Here is a 16,361-nt window from a genome sequence, read left to right as displayed (position 1 = left end):
ACTAGGCTGAGGAGGTGACCGATGGTGAGTTCCGGCTGGCCTACGTGCCGGGGGTGACGCCCGGGAAGTGGGCCGGGGTGTGGGCCGAGCGGGTGCGGGACGTGCCGCTTCGGCTGGTGCAGATGCCCGCCGCCGAGATTGTGCCTGTGCTGCGGGACGGTGGTGTGGACGCGGCGTTCGTACGTCTGCCCGTCGACCGCGAGGGCCTCCATGTGATCCCGCTGTACGTGGAGACGACCGTGGTGGTCGTGCCGAAGGATCACGCGGTGGCCGCGGTGGAGGAGGTCGAACTTGCCGATCTCGCCGACGAGGACGTGTTCGAGCCGCTCGACGAGGTCTTGGTCTGGGACGACCGTCCCGGGCAGCCTGCCTTCACTCGTCCCGAAAGCACGGCCGGCGCGATCGAGTTGGTGGCGTCGGGGGCCGGCGTCCTGCTGCTCCCGCAGTCTTTGGCCCGGCTTCACCACCGCAAGGACCTCACCTACCGCGCCGTGACCGATGCTCCTCAATCCCAGATCGGCCTGGCCTGGCTCGATGCCGTGACGACCGACCTCATGGAGGAACTGATCGGCATCGTCCGCGGCCGCACCCCCAACAGCTCTCGTGGCCGGAACGCCCAACAACAGCCCGCCCGTAAGAAGGCATCGCAACAGCGCTCCGCTCCCAAGCGTCGCCGCCAACCGCGTCGCCGGACGTGAAGTACCGACATCGCGTTCCAGTAGTCCGAACGTCCATGCGGTGCACAGGTCGCCGTTTTGGGACGAGGGCCTGGGCACGTTCTTACTGTTTGGTGCCGTAGGCGCGGGTGATTGTTTGGTCGATTGTGTTGCCTTCGGTGTCGCGGGCCTGGGCGCGTAGGCCGACTTTGGTTCCGGGGGTGGGGTGGGTGATTGAGGCGGTGAAGCCCGATTTTGATTTGGTGGTTCTGATTTGTTGCCAGTGGGCTCCGTCGTCGAAGGTCGTCCAGAGCTTGAGGCTGGTGAGCCTGGCGGTGGAGGAGTCTGTTGAGCCGTGGTAGCCGCTGATCGTCACCTTGTGCGTGCCGGATGCTGGGACCCGGTTGTCCAGGTCGAGGCCTAGGTCGTAGCGGAGGTGCAGCATTCGGATCGGGGCGCAGGGTTTGACGGTTTGATTCTCGACTAGCCAGCCGTAGCACAAGCCGTCTTTCAGTGAGGTCATGCCGTTTTGAGGGCGAGTCGAGTTGAAGGCCCACTCGGTGCTCACGTCAGTGGCGAACTGCTGATTCGGGATCGGCGAGTGGTACTTGTCCGTGAGGCGGTAGCGGGCCTTATGGTCTGGCAGCGTGAAGGTCGGGACGGGGATCTGGAAGATGAAGATGATGGCGTTCCGGACCACTAGCGGCACCTCTGTGTTGTTGCGGTAGAGGTGCATCTCGTCCTTGCCCTTGGAACCGACGTTCGCGCTCCACGTGAACTGGCTGGTGCCTCCCGGGGAGGCACCAGAGCCGACGACCGGGATCGCTCCGGTGAACAGATCGCCGTTCCGGCAGGGGAGGCAGTCCCTGGCCACGGCGAATTCTCCGGAAAGCTCGGGTGAGGGGACTCCGTCGCCGGGGACCATGGGCTGCGCGCCCCACTGCCTGGACATGCGGGTGGGTTTGCTGTGCACCTCGACCAGAGAGAAGGTCCGCCCCGCCCGCTCGAACTGGTCTCCGTCGCCGTTGTAGGACGACTGGACCCTCTTCTGCCACAGCGTCTCGGACGAGGTGGGGCCCACGTACTGGGTGAGCCGACTGGGGGCTGGGCGGACGAGGCCGGTGTCGATGGAGCCAGGGTCTCCGTGGGACTTCGCGGCCCAGGTCTCCGCCACCTTGCCAGGTTGGTCGAGGTGGAACTGGTCGTCGATCTGGACGAGGTTTTTGGCGTTCACGGAATAGGTCAGGCGAGCAGGAATCCTGTCGTACTCGTAGAACTTCAGCGAATAGACGTAGGGGGTGTCCGGGGTGCCGTTGACGTCCAGGTCAATTTGCCCCTTGCGAAGCGCGGCGGCCAGCGCCCGTCCCTCTTCGCCCGTCAGGCTCATCGTCGGGACGGGATAGCGCGGCCACGAACGCGCGGGATCGAAGAACGACCGTCCGGTGGTGCCGAAGGCGAGTACGGCCGAGGCGCCGCCCTGCGCGGCGCTCTTCATCCGGTCGAGTGCGTCCTCCGTGCAGGTGGACGTGCAGATGTCGTCCAGGGAGAGCAGGACGAGTTTGCCGCGCATGTCGATGTTCTTGAGATCCGCGGACGTGCCGCGTCCTCCGTAGACGAGGGGGAGCCGGCGCCGGCCGGTCAGTTTCGCGAGGCCTGGGTCCTCGTTGATGTCGGTCTGACGCCAACCCGGCTGGTACTGCGGGTGCAGGGACGGCAGGCCGGGCCCCCGCATGGTGACTGGCGAGGCGCCTAGCAGGTGTTGGCTGAACGCCAGGAAGGAACCCTGGGTGACCTTCTTGGTGGGCAGCATCCACATGTTCAGAGCGCCGTACGGCAGGTCGCTCGTCAGGTCCAGGTAGCCGTCCTTGGTCGCCGGGATCCGGCGATATCCGAAGTTCCCGGCGAAACCCTCGGCCTGCTTGGGCGTCCGCACGCTGACCTTCGTGGCCTTGCGCAGGTCGAGGGTGACGGTGGTGTCGCCGTCCGCCTTGACCTCGGGGGAGGTGACCAGCGCCGAGTTGAGCGTTCCGCCGGCGTCCCGCCAGGAAACGTAGGTGTTCAGGCTGAAGGTGCCCGGATAGACCTGCGCGGAGGCGTCCTGGCCGACGTCGGTGGAGACCCCGTAGTCGAGGTCGTCACGGTCGTCGACGCGCAGGAATCCCCAGCCGCTGTACCAGATCTCCGTGGCCCCGCTAGGCGGGATCACATGCCCGCTCAGCGAGACCTTCTTGGCCTCCTTGTACGCGCCGACCGCCGTGGCGACGCTCACGTTCGGGGCGGAGGCGCGCACCGCCCCCTCGTACCAGGTCGCCGGGCCCTTCGCCGGGTCGAGCGTCACCTTGACGGGAGTGGTCCCGCCGGCGGGCACGGTGATCTTGTCACGGTCGAGCGTGAGCATGCCGTCCGCGGCGCTGCCGCCAGCGTGCGGCTTGAGGGTGGGGGTCAGGCTCAGCGTGACGGGCGCTTTGGTGTCGTTGACGTAGGTGATGGTCCTGGTCACCGGCTCGTCCTGCGGGAAGGACAGGAATCCGAAGTCGAGGTCGCCCTCCGCGTGCACCCGCTGGCTCACGGCGCGGCCAACGTCCACCCGGCCCGCGCCCTGCTCGTAAGAGCCATAGCCGCCGTCACGGCTGGTGGAGGTCAGCACCGACTTGAGCCAGGCCGCCTTCCGCCCGGGATTCTGCTGGACCAGGATGGCGGCCGCCCCCGCGACGTGCGGGGTGGCCATCGAGGTTCCGTCGAGGGTGGTGTAGCTGTCGTTCACCGGCGTACCGAGGCTCGTGCCGCCCGCGCGGGCGGCCACGATGCTCACCCTGGGGGCCGTGATGTCGGGCTTCAGGCCATAATCGCCAGGACGGGGACCGCGGCTGGAGAAACCGGCGAGCTTGTCCTTCTTGTCGACGGCGCCGACGGTGATGGCCGCGCGGGCGGTACCCGGTGTGCCGACCGTCTGGGGGCCCGGGCCCTCGTTCCCGGCGCCGATGACGAACAGCGCGCCGTACTGCTCGGTGAGGGCGTCGACCGCTTCGCTCGCGGGGTCGGGCCCGTCCTCCACCTCTCCGCTGAGGCTCATGCTGACCACGTCGGCGCCCCGCGCGGCCGCCCACTGCATCCCCTCGATGACCTGGGACGTGGCGCCGGAGCCCCGATTGTCGAGCACCTTGCCGATCATCAGCGTGGCCCCCGGGGCGACGCCCTTGTCACGGCCGCCGGACGCCGCGCCGCTGCCCGCGATGGTGGACGCGACGTGGGTGCCGTGCCCGTTGCCGTCCTGAACGGCCGGGTCGGTGCTGAAGTTGGCCGTCGTGCCGATCTTGCCGGACAGGTCCGGGTGGCCGAGGTCGGCGCCGGTGTCCAGGACCGCGACCTTGACGCCCTTGCCGTCCAGGCCCGCCTTCCACGCGTCCGGCGCGCCGATCTGCGGCACGCTCTCGGCCAGGCTCGCTCGCAGCTTCCGGTCGAGCCAGATCTTGCTCAGGCCGCCGGTCAGCTCGTTCGCGCGGGCCGCCTTGCTCGCGCGAGCTCCGCCGGGCGCATGGGCTCCGCCGGGCGTGCGAGTTTCGCCGGGGGCCGGGCCGACCGCGTTCCAGAACGATCCCGTCGCGGACTTGGTCACGCCGAACGCGGCCCCGTGGATCGCCGCGAGGGGGCGCGCGGCGGTGTTGCCGGGCAGCGCATCGGCTTGCCGGGACAGCGTCTTGGCGTCCCGCGTCGCGGCGCCGTACTGCACGATCAGCGGAATGCGCGGGGACGCGTCGTCGGCGTAACCGTTGCGGGCGAGGTAGGCGACGTCGAACAGGCCCTTGTCCAGCCGGCCCGTGCCGACCAGGCCCAGTACGTCCGAGGGAATGACGTAGCGGGCGTCGCCCTGCTTGCGCTGGTGGAACGCGACCGGCCGGCCGCCGGGCCGCCGCGCGGCGGTGATCTTCACGTCCGAGCCGTCTGACGCGCCGCCCGAGCCACCGCTGGCCGAGCCGCCGCCGTAGGTGACGATGTCGCCGGTGATCAGGGTGATCCGCTTGGCCGGCGGGGCGCCGCCCGCGGGAGATGGCGGGGAGCCGGACGGCGGCGTGGGCTGGGACGAGGCGACCGGGGCGCCCAACGGGCTGATCGCCATGGCCAGCGCTCCGGCCGCGAGAGTCAGGCGGACGTACCAGCGGTGTGGGGTCATTCGGTTCTCGTTCCTTCGCACCCGGGGCCTCGGCAATTGGAATGATCAACTGCGGCGCGGGCGCGGGGTAAGGGCCGGGCGTGGCGCGTTCGCGACATTGACGTACTTTGGCCACCGCCGCGCGCCTTCTGAGGCAAGATCGTTTCTGTGCTGGATGCCCTCGGTCTCGACGCCGCCGATCAGGCCGTCTACCGCGGACTGATCGACGGGCCCGGCGCGTCCGCCGACGAGCTCGCCGCCCGGGTCCGGCTGGCGCCGCGGCAGATCGGGCGCTCGCTGCGCGTCCTGGAGTCCGCCGGGCTGGTCAGCCGGAAGCCGGGCCCGCGGGAGGTCTACCTCGCCGCGGCCCCCGATATCGCGCTCGAGGCGCTGATCTTGGAGAAGGAGGCGGAGCTGAGCCGGGCGCGGGCGACCGCGCGGCAGTACGCCGAGAGCTACCAGCGGGCGCTGGGCTCACGGCATCCGACCGAGCTGGTCGAGATCGTGGTCGGCCGGGACGCCGTCGCGCAACGGTCCGACCAGCTGCAGCGCGGTGCCCGGCGCGAGGTGCGCGTCTTCGACCGGCCCCCGTACGTCCACGATCCGAGTGTCCCCAACGACGTCGAGCTGGAGGCGCTCGCCAGGGGAGTGGCGTACCGGGCGGTCTACGACCGCGCCAGCCTTGAGATGGACGGCTGGTGGCAGGGCCACTACGAGCCCATCAGCGCTGCCGGAGAACAGTCCCGGGTCATGTCCGGCGTGCCGATGAAGATGGTCGTCGCGGACGACCGGCTCGCCATCGTCCCGCTGCGCATCACGCACTCGGTCATCGAGAGCTGCGCGATCGTCCACCCCTCGGAGCTGCTGGACGCCCTGAGCGCGCTGTTCGAGACGCTCTGGAGACTCGGGATGCCCCTGCCGCCGGCCGGTCAGGACATCGTCCCGGCGGAGCACGCGCCGACGCCCTTCGAGGCGCAGCTGGTCGCGCTGCTCACCGCCGGGCTCGGCGACGAGGCGATCAGCCGCCAGGTCGGGCTGAGCCATCGCACGCTTCAACGCCGCGTACGCGAGCTGATGACGCGGCTCGGCGCGCAGACCCGGTTCCAGGCGGGCCTGCAGGCGGCCTTCCTCGGCTGGGTCAGCCCGCCCGCGGAATCGTCCGGCCAGAAGGAAGCCCGCCCGTAACGGCCAGCGACGGCCGCGAGGGAGCCCGGTCCGATGCTCCACATCGACCGCTACGCCGGCATGCGACTGGCCACCTGTGCCGCCGACGGCACACTGGCCTGAATGAGCGGTTTGGACAAGTTTTCGGCGTGGATCGGTCGGTAACGTGGCCTTCATGCGCACCACGATTACGCACTTACAGATTTGCATGCACCGGGCTGAAGCGGACCCGCCTCCGCGGCGACAAGGGGGCTGGTGGTCATGAACGTGATGAGCACGGCCGAAATCCCGACGGGCGAGCGGTTCGCTTTCTGGCGCGAGGTGACCTCGAAGGTCTGGGTGCCTCTCGATGCGCGCTGCGAGCCCGACTTGGAAACTGGATTTCAGGCTCAGGTGGGCGTCGGCGGGCTCGGCCCTGTGCAAGTGACCTTGATGACCGCGACGCCGCACTCGGTCAGCCGCACCCCCAAGCTGATCCGCCAGACCGATCCCGAGACGTTCTTGCTGACCTGCGCGGTGCGCGGGCGCGGCATAAGGGGCGAGCAGGACGGTCGGCGCACGGATTTCCATGTCGGAGACCTGGGCCTGTATGACAGCTCGCGCCCCTACGTCGCCGGACATATACCGGGGGTTCCAGTGAGCCAGCACCTGGGGCTCCAGTTCCCGCGCTCGTTACTGCCGTTGCCTCCACGAGACCTGCGGCGTCTGACCGCCGTTCGCATCCCGGGCGACCGGGGGATCGGTGCGCTGTCTTCATCGTTTCTTCTTCAGCTGGCCCGGCACATGGACGAGTTCAGCCCGGCCGACGTCGCCCGGCTGTCCACCCTGACGCTGGACGTGTTGACCGCGGCGCTGGCCGGCGCACTGGAGGCCGACAGCCAGGTACCGCCCAACACCAGGCGGCGAGCGTTGATGGCCCAAATCCACGCCTTCATCCGGGACAACCTGGGCGACGCGTCCCTGACCCCGGACGCGATAGCCGCGGCGCACCATATCTCCGTGCGTTACCTGCAGAAGCTGTTCCAGCAGGACGGGCACACCGTCTCCGGCTGGATCCGCGAGCGTCGTCTGGAACAGTGCCGGCGTGACCTGGCCGATCCCCGGCTTGCCGCCCAACCCATCGGCGCGATCGCGGCCCGGTGGGGCTTCCCCAGTCCCCCGCATTTCAGCCAGGCCTTCCGCGCCGCCTACGGCCTCTCGCCCAGCCAGTTCCGCCAGCAGCAGGCGACAGCGCAGGCAGGCTAAACACGCGCACGGCGTAGCGGCGGCCCGCTCAACGTTGGCGCGGCCCCCGCCCGCGCTGCTGGGACGTGCGGCCCGGGGCCTCCTGGTGAACCGGCCGCCGGAGGCCTAACGCCGTCCTCACCACTGAACGTCAAGTCGGGCGAGGAGTGCCCTGAACCTTCGTGCGTCACGGGGAGGGAGGGTGTGCGCCACGGCTTGCAGGATTAGACGGACTTCCGCCGGGTCTGGGCAGCAGCGCATGACCCCGCATCCATACGCTGGATCGAACAACCGGTGATATGGATCCCGCAGGAACCACGTCCAAGAGATCAACGCCTCGGCGGCGGCGCCTGGCCAGAAACGCGCACGCTCCAAGCGCGCGACCACGAGCCGGCCATGCGGCGAAAGGCCGGGAATCGTTGAGACAGAGCACTCGTCGCCAGCTTCTAGCCAGTTGCGGGGAAGCCGTTCGGCGCGGAGCTGAGCTGGCCGTCTACGCGGCATAGCCCTTTCGTGTGAGCTGCATGAGCGCATTCTTCCACGCGTCAGGTGGTGAAGCGAGGGAAGTGTTTGTCGGGGAGCGGGCTGCCTACGGGCAGGGCGAGTGGGTCGGTTACCGGGTGCGAGGGCTCGGCTGCCAGGGTCAGGTCGGCGTCCACGTAGATGATGACGTGGGCGATGCGGGGGTCGTCAGTGAAGTTGGGTGTGGCGCTGTGCGCGAGGCGGGAGTTGTGGAACGTGCAGTCGCCTGCGCGGAGGGGGACGGTGACGCGGTGTTGCCATTCGAGGTCGGGTGCCACGGAGAACATGTCGGCGTGGTCGGCCAGGTCTTGTGGCCGTAGTCCGTCCAGGTGCTGGGAGCCCGGGATGAACGTCATGCAGCCGCGGTCGACCGGGACGTCCACCAGCGCCACCCAGGCCGACAGCGCGTGTCGGGAGCCGGCGTGCGGCCAGTACGGCTGGTCCTGGTGAAACTCGGTCGCGGCCCCGTTGTGCGGGTCCTTGATCAGCAGTTGGTCGTGCCAGAGGCGTAGCGGGATCCCCGCGAGGCGGGTCGCGATGGCCGCTAGGTTCGGGTGCAGGGTCAGCTCGCGCAGCGTTTCGTCCTGCTGCCACAGCTGGAGCAGCTGGGTGAAGATCATTCCCTCGTGGTTGTCGGCGAGGGTGTGCCGCACTGACTGTGCGGCTTCGGCGAACCTGGCGGCGTCCGTGCGGGAGATGACTCCGGGAACGTGGACGAAACCATCACGGCGGTAGGCGGAGATGGTGGCTGTGGAGAGGGTCTCTGGCGTGGTCGCGGCGACAGTCATTCTTGATCTTCCTTGTCGTGCGGGGTCTTGTTTCAACAACTGTCGCGATCGCGCAGGTGCCCGGGCTAGCACAGGAGCTCGGCAGGTGTAGCACAATATTGACATCGAGGAGGTCGGGTGCATCGCGTGCGGAGAGCGGAGGTCTTCCCGCCGGGCGGGCCGCCCATCGTCGCCGAGCGGTACGAGTTGCGGAGCGGCACCTCGGCCCACAGCCATGACTTCATCGAGCTGGCGGTGGTGACCGGCGGCGCGGGGACGCACGTCTCCGCGGCGGGCGAGCGGGAACTGGACCGCGGTTCGGTGACGATGCTGCGGCCGGGAGACTGGCATGGTTACCGGGATTGCCGGCGGCTGATCGTCCACAACCTCTATGTCGGCCCTGAGGTCTTCCAGCGCGAACTGGCCTGGCTACGCGCTCACCCGCAGCTTGGACGGGTCCTGCACAGCGCCGGCCACCTGCTGCGGCTCGACCCCGCCACGCTGCGCGTCGTCGAAACCGGTCTCACGGCGATCGCTGATCAACCGGAACCGGCTCACGCCGTGCGGGTAGGGATGCTGCTCTGCCTGCTGGGCGGCGCGCTGGCATCCGTTCCCGCTGACCTGCCCGCGCAGACCCATCCTGCGGTAATGGCTGCGGCGCAGCTGTTGGAGACCGACATTCAGCGCGCCTGGAGCCTGGACGAACTCGCTGCGGCCGTGAACATGTCGCCGGCATATCTGGCGCGTCTGTTCACCGCCCAACTCGGCGTCCCGCCCATGACCTATCTCGGCAGGCTGCGTGCCGAGCGCGCCGCGGCACTCCTCATCGAGACCGACCTGTCCGTCGCGGCGGTCGGACGGCTGGTGGGCTGGACCGACCCCAATTACGCCAGCCGCCGTTTCCGGCACTTCTTCACCCTCAGCCCGGCCGTCTACCGCACCCGATACCGCCCCGCCGAGCCGGACTAGACGCGTCCCAGATCCAGATCGTCCACTCGCGCACTCTAGACCTCGCCGGAGCTCAGGAGGTGGCCTGGCAGGGGCGGCTGGCGAGAGCATTGAGCCATGACAATGTCTGTTGTGGCGGTGACGGTCGATTGCGCGGAGCCGCGGAGGCTCGCGGAGTGGTGGGCGACGGCGACGGGCGGTGAGATCACCGTTGACTATGAGTTCTACGTCGCGGTGGGCACGCCGGGCGGGCCGGTCCTGGGCTTTCAGCGCGTGACCGAGCCGACTCCCGGCAAGAACCGTTGGCACCTCGACTTCAAGGTCTCCGACCGCGCGACCGAGATCGACCGGCTGACCGGCTTGGGCGCCACGGTGGTCGACACCCACACGGTTCCCGGTCTGACCTGGACGGTGCTCACCGATCCGGACGGCAACCAGTTCTGCATCTCCGCGGACCATTGAGTCCGGTCAGGGTGCCGGGCATAGGGCGACCGTGTATTTGGACTGTCCAATTTCTCGGTGCGCTTTGAGAACGCCATGGCCGGTGCCTTGACACGATCGACCTGACTGACCGAAATGAGCCGCTGTGCTGGGGGTCACCGGGAGCGGAGGGGCGCTCCCGGCCCGTCAATCTTCGCGGGGGATCGGATCAGGATTGGGTCAGCTCACAGGATCCCGTGAATTCGGAGATCCGGAGCGGTTGCCGCAGCCGACGCATGCGGTTCGGGTGCACCAGGACCACGGTGACGCGACCGCGGAGCACGACGACGACCTCGTCTTCCATCAGATCGAGGCTGGCTCTGTAGCGCACGGCTCGGCAATGTTGTAAGCGCAGGACTTCCTCTTTCTTACCCAAGGTTACCTTGGGATCGCATTGTGTTCATTTAACCCCGCTCTTCCTCGATCAACTCTGCGACCGTTTGATTGACTAGACGCCTAAGGATCTCCAGTCGTTCCACTGTAGGTCGCCCTCTGAGCTTGACGAGAAAAGCCTCGACATCCGCGTCTTCGGTTTTGATTTCCGTGACGTCGGAGCCGTCCCAGGGGCGGCCGAGTTCGGCGAAGAGGCGTTCGGGGTCGAGGCCGATCGCGTGGGCGATGGCCGCCCACGTCTCGTCACTGGCGGGGTCCGGCCGGCGGCCTTGCACACCCAAGGTGACCCTGCGGTACCAGATCTCGGAGATGCCCGCCTGGCGGGCCACTTCCCGCTTGGTGAGCCGTGGACGACGTTCGCGGCGGATCCGTTCTACCAACTGGCCGGTCCGAAGCCGTGTTTCAGGTGTCTCCATGCTCCTCTGGTCCTACGCGTAGATCAGCACTCTGAATCTGGTTGCTACGCGTTACTACGCAGCGCCACCCCCGCTGCGCCCATAACATACCCGCTCAGCGCGCTGACGCCAGTGTTTCCCGTGCGTACCCCCGCGGTTGTCGCCCCGGGGCAAGGCTTGTGTGGCTGCGTAGGAGTGCGTAGCCTGCGTACGTGATCAACGTTGCGGCATTGACCGCCATCCGAAGTAAGGACGGGCAGTCCAAGAAGGAACTCGCCCACCGCGCCGGCATTTCCCTGCAGTACCTGTGCGATATCGAGGCGGGCCGCCGCGGCTGCCGCCCGGCCGTCATCGCGCGCCTGGCCGAGGCACTGAACGTGCCGAAATCGGCGATCGAGATTCCCTGCAACAACATCCACGCCGCATGAGACGAGGGGGACCGTGCGATGCCGTCGACGAGCACGCGCCGAATGATCAGAGATCATGCCCAAAACGTCGTGACCAGGCTTTATCCAGCACGAGTCGTGGCACTCGACCTGTCGCTGACCCGGGTCGGCGTGGCGGGCACGGGAGCTGACCCGAAAGAGATCTGGGTCGGTTCGATCGTGGTGCGGGAGACGGCCTACGCACGGCTGCGCGCCATCCGCACGGAAATTCTGGACCACTGCTCGGGGGCCGAGCTGGTCGTCGTGGAGGGTCCCTCGTACGGCTCCGGTACCGGCCGGCGGGAACGAGGGCACCACGAACGGGCGGGCCTGTGGTGGCTCGTCACCTACGGCCTCTGGGCGCGTGACGTGCCGTTCGCGGTGGTGCCGCCCGCCGCGGTCAAGCGCTACGCCACCGGCCGGGGGCAGGCGACCAAGGACGCGGTCCTGCTCGCCGCCGCCCGCCGCTATCCCCGGGTGCCGATCGAGAGCAACGACGAGGCCGACGCCCTGATCCTGCTGGCCATGGGACTCGATCACCTCGGCCGGCCGCTCGCCGAGGTGCCCAAGAGCCACCGGGCCGCCGTGGCCTCGGTGGCCTGGCCCGAAGCCGCCGAGTCCGCCTGACTTCATCCCGTGGAGGACCAACGATGACAACTCCGCCAGAGCGTCCCAGCGTCGACCTCGGTGAGCAGCGGGCGTGGATCGACGCGCTCCGCAAGGTCGACCTCGAGCTGGCCCGGCTGACCGAGGTCCGCGGCTGGATCGTGCACCGGCTCCAGGAGAGCATGGGCGACGCCGAGGAGGCACGGGTGGACGGCCGGGCCGTGATCACCTGGGCCTGGACGAAACCGGCGACGTACCTGGACCGCAAGGCCCTGGAGGACGCCCATCCCGAGATCGCCGCCCGGTTCGTCAGGACGAAACGTCCGGCCCGTCCCTTCCGGCTCGCCGCCGACGAACGGAAGGCGGCATGACCGCGCCGCCGGAGGTCGGGTTGAACGCGGCGGCGGAGGCCCCGATGACCGCGGCGGAGGTCGCGGCGTTCTCGCAGCCGGGCGGACCAGGCGGGCCGGGGGCGCAGGGCGGGCCGGGCTCGCCCGGCCCGCTCACCGACACGCTCGTCCAGGGCATCCGGCGGGCGGCCGCGAACGCCCCGCGCAGCGGCCAGACCGCGATCGGGCCGTCGGAGGTCGGACAGCCGTGCGTCCGCCGTCTGGCCTATCGCTGCCTGGATTGGCCGAAGACGAACACCACCGGCGATCCATGGGCGGCGGTGGTCGGCACCGCCGTCCACGCGTGGCTGGCCGCGGCGTTCGCGGCGCCCGAAGAGGGCGGCCGATGGCTGGTCGAACGGCGCGTCGAGGTCGCCCCGGGCCTGTCCGGATCCTGCGATCTCTACGACACCGAGACCGACACGGTCATCGACTGGAAGGTCGTCGGCGCCACGACGATGCGGACGTACCGCTCGCAGGGGCCGCGGCGCCAGTACGTCGACCAGGCGCAGCTGTACGGCCGGGGCTTCGAGCGGGCCGGGTTCTCCCCGAAGACGGTCGCGCTGGCCTTTCTGCCGCGCGCGGGCAACCTCGGCGGTCTCTGGGTCTGGTCGGCCCCTTATGACCCGGAACGTGCCAAAGCCGCCGTCGGACGGCTGGACGTCGTCCGCGATCTCGTCGCGAGGGTCGATCCGGAACGGCATCCGCGGAACTGGTCGATCATCCCCGCGAGCCGGGGCCACGAATGCACGTACTGCCCCTGGTTCTCGCCGGGCTCGACCGACCTGAGCCGCGGCTGCCCGGGCCACCTCGACTGACCCGCACCACACCGAAGCCCGCACCACACCGAAGCCCGCACCACACCGAAGCCCGCACCACACCGAGATCCGCACCACACCGAGATCCGCACCACGCCGAAGACCCGCACTCACGCCGAGACCCGCACTCACGCCGAAGACCAATCGCCCACAGGGGCACAAGGAGAGGGGACGACCATGTTCCAGTTCAACCAGCCGAGCAGCGGCGCCTGGCTCAAGCCCGCCGAGCACTCCGGCCATCTGCTGCTGATCCTCAAGGTCCACGAGGTCGGCGAGCGGTTCGACCAGCTCAAGGGCCGCGACGTGCCGGTAGCGCGGTTCGACTTCGTCGACCTGGACGAGGCCGACCCGGCGCCGCGCCGGCATGTGTCCGACAGCCACCCCGGGATCGTCAACAAGCTCCTCGCCGTCGCCCATAGCGGCGGGATGGTGCTGGGCCGGTGCGGCCAGGTCGCGACCGACAAGGGAAACCCGGCCTGGGTGCTCGGGCCGTACGCCGAAGGCACCGACGACCAGCGCGCGGCGACCTGGCTGACGGCGAACCAGCCCGTGGCGCCCGCCCCCGCGGCTGCGCCTCCGGCTCCGGCGGCCCCGGCCGCCGCTCCGGTGCCCCAGCCGGCCGCGGCTCAGTCGGCCGCGGTTGCGGCTCCGGCCGGCCAGGCCGCCGCGGCTCCGGTGACGCGGCTCGACCCGGAGGCGTTGCCCGCCGAGGTGAAGGCTCTGCTGGCTCAGTTGAACGGCTGACCCAGCAGCACCCCCGGACCAGCGGCATCCGCGGTGCGAGCCCGCGGCGGGGGACGTGACCACCGGTTTTCAACTCGATATGGAGGGACTGCGCGTGTCCGATAACAGCGGGCCCGATGGGGTACTCGATGATCAGCCCTCCTCACTGGACGCCGCGCTCGCCCTGCACGCCGCCGGGCTGTGCGTCGTGCGCGCCGCGACCGACGGCAGCAAGGCACCGCTGGGGACGTGGAAGACCCATCAGAACCAGCGTCCCGGCGAACAGGACATCCGAACGTGGTTCGGTTCCGGGCATCCGGGCGTCGGAGTCGTCACCGGCGCCGTCTCGGGCGGGCTGGAGATGCTGGAGCTGGAGGGCCGCGCCGTCACCGCCGGGCTCCTGCGCGAACTGCGCGAGGCGGCCGACGCGAGCGGATTAGGCCCGCTGTTCGCCCGGCTGATCTCCGGCTATGCCGAGATGACTCCGAGCGGCGGCCTGCATCTGCTCTACCGGGTCGCCGGTACGGCCAAGCCGAGCGTGCGGCTGGCCCGCGACGCCGCGAGCGCCGTGCTCATCGAGACGAGAGGCGAAGGCGGCTTCGTCGTCGTCGCCCCGTCCCACGGACCGGTGCATCCGACCGGACGGCCCTGGGCGCTGCTGCGCGGCGGCCCGGACACCATCCCCGTCATCACCGAACCGGAGCGGGACGCCTTCCACCAGCTCGCCGCCACCTTCGACCGCACACCACGACCGGCGGCGGCCGGGCCCGGCGCCGGTCGTCCGGCTGGGGCGCCTGGGTCTGGTGCCGTCCATCCGATCGCGGCGGCCGGGGCCATGCGGCCGGAACGGGGCGGCGGTGGCGTCTCGCCCGGGGACGCCTTCAACGAGATCGCGACCTGGGACGAGATCCTCCAGCCGCACGGCTGGACCAAGGTCCACACGCGCGGCACGGAGACCTTCTGGCGGCGCCCGGACAAGACGTTCGGCATCTCGGCCACCACCGGGTACGGCGACGGCGACTGGTTGTACGTCTTCTCCACGAGCACCCCCTTCGAGCCGGAGCGCACCTACACCAAGTTCGCCGCGCACACGATGCTGGAGCACGGCGGCGACTACTCGCGTGCCGCCCGCTTCCTGTCCGGCCGCGGGCTCGGCCAACCGGCCCCGGAACAGCCCAGGCCCGTCCCGCACGCGGTGCTGTCGGTCGTGGGCGAGCCGCAGACCTACTCGCTGTCCGACGACGGCAACGCGCTCCGGCTCGTGGACGCCAACACGAGCACCCTGCGATACGTCCCGCAGCGCGGCCAATGGCTCACGTTCGAGGGCCATCGCTGGCGCTGGGACCACGCCGAGCACGTCCGGGAGCTGGCCCGCACCATCGCGCGCGGCCTGCCGGACGGCGAACGGGCCGAGCAGCGGCACCGGCGGCGCAGCCTCTCGGCCAACGGCATCGCGGCCATGGTCCGGCTCGCCCAGTCCGACCCGCGGGTCGTGGTGGATCTGGGGTCCCTCGACGCGCGGCCGTTCGAGCTCAACACGCCGGCCGGCACCATCGACCTGCGGACCGGGACGCTGCGCGCGGCCGACCCGGCCGGGCTGCACACCCGCTCGACGAGCGTCGCCCCCGTCGACGCCGAGCCGCGGCGCTGGCTGGAGTTCCTCGCCACGACCTTCGCCGGGGACCCGGAGCTGACCACGTTCGTGCACCGGCTGCTCGGCCTCTCCCTGGTCGGCCGGGTGATGGAGCAGGTCCTGCCGTTCTGCCACGGTGCCGGCGCCAACGGCAAGACCACGCTGCTGAGCGTCGTACAGCGGGTGATCGGCATCGGTGACACCGGATACTCCATCTCCGCGCCGGCCGAACTCCTGCTGTCCACGACCATGGCCGGCCACCCCACCGAGATCGCGCGACTGGCCGGGGCCCGGCTGGTGGTCACCAGCGAGCTCGACGAGGGACAGCGGTTCGGCGAGGCGAAGGTGAAGCTGCTGACCGGCGGCGACACGCTGAGCGGCCGGTTCATGCGCCAGGACTTCTTCAGCTTCACGCCCAGCCACACGCTGTGGCTGCTGGCCAACCACCAGCCGCAGGTGCGCGTGGGCGGCCCGGCCTTCTGGCGGCGGCTCAAGCTGCTGCCGTTCCTGCACGTCGTCCCGCCCGAGGAGCGGGACGCGGGGCTGGAGGACCGGCTGGTCGAGGACGAGGGCCCGGCGATCCTCAACTGGCTGATCCAGGGCGCGGCCGGCTACTTCGCCGAAGGGCTCCCCGAGCCCACGTCCGTCCAGTCCGCCACCCACGCCTACGCCAGCGACCAGGACTCGATCGCGCGCTTCGTCGAGGAGCGCTGCGAGACGGGCGAGCACACCGGGCAGCACATGCGCGTGAGGGTCGCCGAGCTGCGCGCCGCGTACGAGACGTTCTGCCGTCAGGAGGGCGAGGCCCCGGCCTCGGCGAAGGCGTTGACGCTGGCGCTGCGCAGCCGTTACGGGGTGGCCTCCGAACGTTCGCCCAGCGCCCGCTACTACGTCGGCGTCCGGCTCACCGACGCCGTCGACGCCGGATCCGGCCCCGAAGCGCTCGGATGGGCCTCATGAGTGCCCGTTCTGCGGCTCGAAGTGGCCGTCCGCACGTCATGCGTGACCGTTGCGCGGCCCGAAGCGCCCCGACGCGCGTCATGCGTGACCGGTCCCCGGCCTGGCCCG

At 69.8% G+C, this 16,361-nt stretch carries 14 protein-coding genes; 11 read left to right on the top strand and 3 right to left on the bottom strand.

Features of this window, described 5'->3' with window-relative positions; translation table 11 throughout:
• Positions 1–14 precede the first annotated feature (14 nt).
• Complete coding sequence (locus ACGFNU_RS02010; RefSeq protein ID WP_392589364.1) at positions 15–698, top strand: LysR family substrate-binding domain-containing protein; 684 nt, start codon at positions 15–17, stop codon at positions 696–698.
• Positions 699–780: 82 nt separating this feature from the next.
• Here the strand turns inward: ACGFNU_RS02010 and ACGFNU_RS02005 are convergent, their stop codons facing one another.
• The gene (locus tag ACGFNU_RS02005) at positions 781–4,827 is read right to left on the bottom strand and encodes a S8 family serine peptidase (RefSeq protein WP_392589363.1); all 4,047 of its coding nucleotides are present in this window, start codon (positions 4,825–4,827) and stop codon (positions 781–783) included.
• A gap of 147 nt (positions 4,828–4,974) precedes the next feature.
• Between ACGFNU_RS02005 and ACGFNU_RS02000 the strand changes: the two genes are divergently transcribed.
• A complete protein-coding gene (locus ACGFNU_RS02000) occupies positions 4,975–5,991 on the top strand; it encodes a helix-turn-helix domain-containing protein (protein WP_392589362.1) in 1,017 nt (338 codons plus the stop codon).
• Between the two features lie 240 nt (positions 5,992–6,231).
• On the top strand, positions 6,232–7,215 hold the full coding sequence (locus tag ACGFNU_RS01995; RefSeq protein WP_392589361.1) for a helix-turn-helix domain-containing protein: 984 nt from the start codon (positions 6,232–6,234) through the stop codon (positions 7,213–7,215).
• Between the two features lie 524 nt (positions 7,216–7,739).
• Here the strand turns inward: ACGFNU_RS01995 and ACGFNU_RS01990 are convergent.
• Positions 7,740–8,504 (bottom strand): phytanoyl-CoA dioxygenase family protein, encoded by a 765-nt coding sequence (locus ACGFNU_RS01990; protein WP_392589360.1) that lies wholly within the window; start codon positions 8,502–8,504, stop codon positions 7,740–7,742.
• 126 nt (positions 8,505–8,630) lie between these two features.
• Here ACGFNU_RS01990 and ACGFNU_RS01985 point away from each other — a divergent pair, with 126 nt between their 5' ends.
• On the top strand, positions 8,631–9,452 hold the full coding sequence (locus ACGFNU_RS01985) for an AraC family transcriptional regulator (RefSeq protein WP_392589359.1): 822 nt from the start codon (positions 8,631–8,633) through the stop codon (positions 9,450–9,452).
• Positions 9,453–9,563: 111 nt separating this feature from the next.
• Positions 9,564–9,893, top strand: a complete 330-nt coding sequence (locus ACGFNU_RS01980) for a VOC family protein (RefSeq protein WP_392589358.1) — start codon at positions 9,564–9,566, stop codon at positions 9,891–9,893.
• Between the two features lie 422 nt (positions 9,894–10,315).
• Here the strand turns inward: ACGFNU_RS01980 and ACGFNU_RS01975 are convergent, their stop codons facing one another.
• Positions 10,316–10,720: a hypothetical protein gene (locus ACGFNU_RS01975; protein ID WP_392589357.1), complete on the bottom strand. Its 405-nt coding sequence runs from the start codon at positions 10,718–10,720 to the stop codon at positions 10,316–10,318.
• 191 nt (positions 10,721–10,911) lie between these two features.
• On the opposite strand from ACGFNU_RS01975, the gene ACGFNU_RS01970 reads away from it, so the two are divergent.
• The 6 genes from ACGFNU_RS01970 (at position 10,912) to ACGFNU_RS01945 (ending at position 16,253) form a co-directional block, all read left to right on the top strand.
• Positions 10,912–11,127, top strand: a complete 216-nt coding sequence (locus tag ACGFNU_RS01970; RefSeq protein WP_392589356.1) for a helix-turn-helix domain-containing protein — start codon at positions 10,912–10,914, stop codon at positions 11,125–11,127.
• Positions 11,128–11,223: 96 nt separating this feature from the next.
• Complete coding sequence (locus ACGFNU_RS01965; RefSeq protein ID WP_392589355.1) at positions 11,224–11,751, top strand: hypothetical protein; 528 nt, start codon at positions 11,224–11,226, stop codon at positions 11,749–11,751.
• A 23-nt stretch (positions 11,752–11,774) separates the two neighbouring features.
• Positions 11,775–12,101, top strand: a complete 327-nt coding sequence (locus tag ACGFNU_RS01960; protein WP_392589354.1) for a hypothetical protein — start codon at positions 11,775–11,777, stop codon at positions 12,099–12,101.
• Entirely contained in the window at positions 12,098–12,937 is an 840-nt protein-coding gene (locus ACGFNU_RS01955) for a hypothetical protein (protein ID WP_392589353.1), read from the top strand. Before ACGFNU_RS01960 ends, ACGFNU_RS01955 begins: the two co-directional genes overlap by 4 nt.
• 177 nt (positions 12,938–13,114) lie before the next feature.
• The gene (locus ACGFNU_RS01950; protein ID WP_392589352.1) at positions 13,115–13,681 is read left to right on the top strand and encodes a hypothetical protein; all 567 of its coding nucleotides are present in this window, start codon (positions 13,115–13,117) and stop codon (positions 13,679–13,681) included.
• Between the two features lie 94 nt (positions 13,682–13,775).
• Positions 13,776–16,253 (top strand): phage/plasmid primase, P4 family, encoded by a 2,478-nt coding sequence (locus ACGFNU_RS01945; protein ID WP_392589351.1) that lies wholly within the window; start codon positions 13,776–13,778, stop codon positions 16,251–16,253.
• The last annotated feature ends 108 nt before the right edge of the window (positions 16,254–16,361 follow it).

The organism is Spirillospora sp. NPDC048911, from assembly GCF_043198015.1.
Lineage (GTDB): Bacteria > Actinomycetota > Actinomycetes > Streptosporangiales > Streptosporangiaceae > Spirillospora.
The sequence above is the reverse complement of the archived record's forward strand: the minus strand, read 5'-3'. Positions and strand labels throughout refer to the sequence as shown.

What these genes read in the sequence shown, in the direction of transcription:
- ACGFNU_RS01990 (WP_392589360.1), bottom strand. Translation starts at nt 8,504, where the DNA reads ATGACTGTCGCCGCGACCACGCCAGAGACCCTCTCCACAGCCACCATC.
- ACGFNU_RS01960 (WP_392589354.1), top strand. Translation starts at nt 11,775, where the DNA reads ATGACAACTCCGCCAGAGCGTCCCAGCGTCGACCTCGGTGAGCAGCGG.
- ACGFNU_RS01995 (WP_392589361.1), top strand. Translation starts at nt 6,232, where the DNA reads ATGAACGTGATGAGCACGGCCGAAATCCCGACGGGCGAGCGGTTCGCT.
- ACGFNU_RS01975 (WP_392589357.1), bottom strand. Translation starts at nt 10,720, where the DNA reads ATGGAGACACCTGAAACACGGCTTCGGACCGGCCAGTTGGTAGAACGG.
- ACGFNU_RS01955 (WP_392589353.1), top strand. Translation starts at nt 12,098, where the DNA reads ATGACCGCGCCGCCGGAGGTCGGGTTGAACGCGGCGGCGGAGGCCCCG.
- ACGFNU_RS02005 (WP_392589363.1), bottom strand. Translation starts at nt 4,827, where the DNA reads ATGACCCCACACCGCTGGTACGTCCGCCTGACTCTCGCGGCCGGAGCG.
- ACGFNU_RS01950 (WP_392589352.1), top strand. Translation starts at nt 13,115, where the DNA reads ATGTTCCAGTTCAACCAGCCGAGCAGCGGCGCCTGGCTCAAGCCCGCC.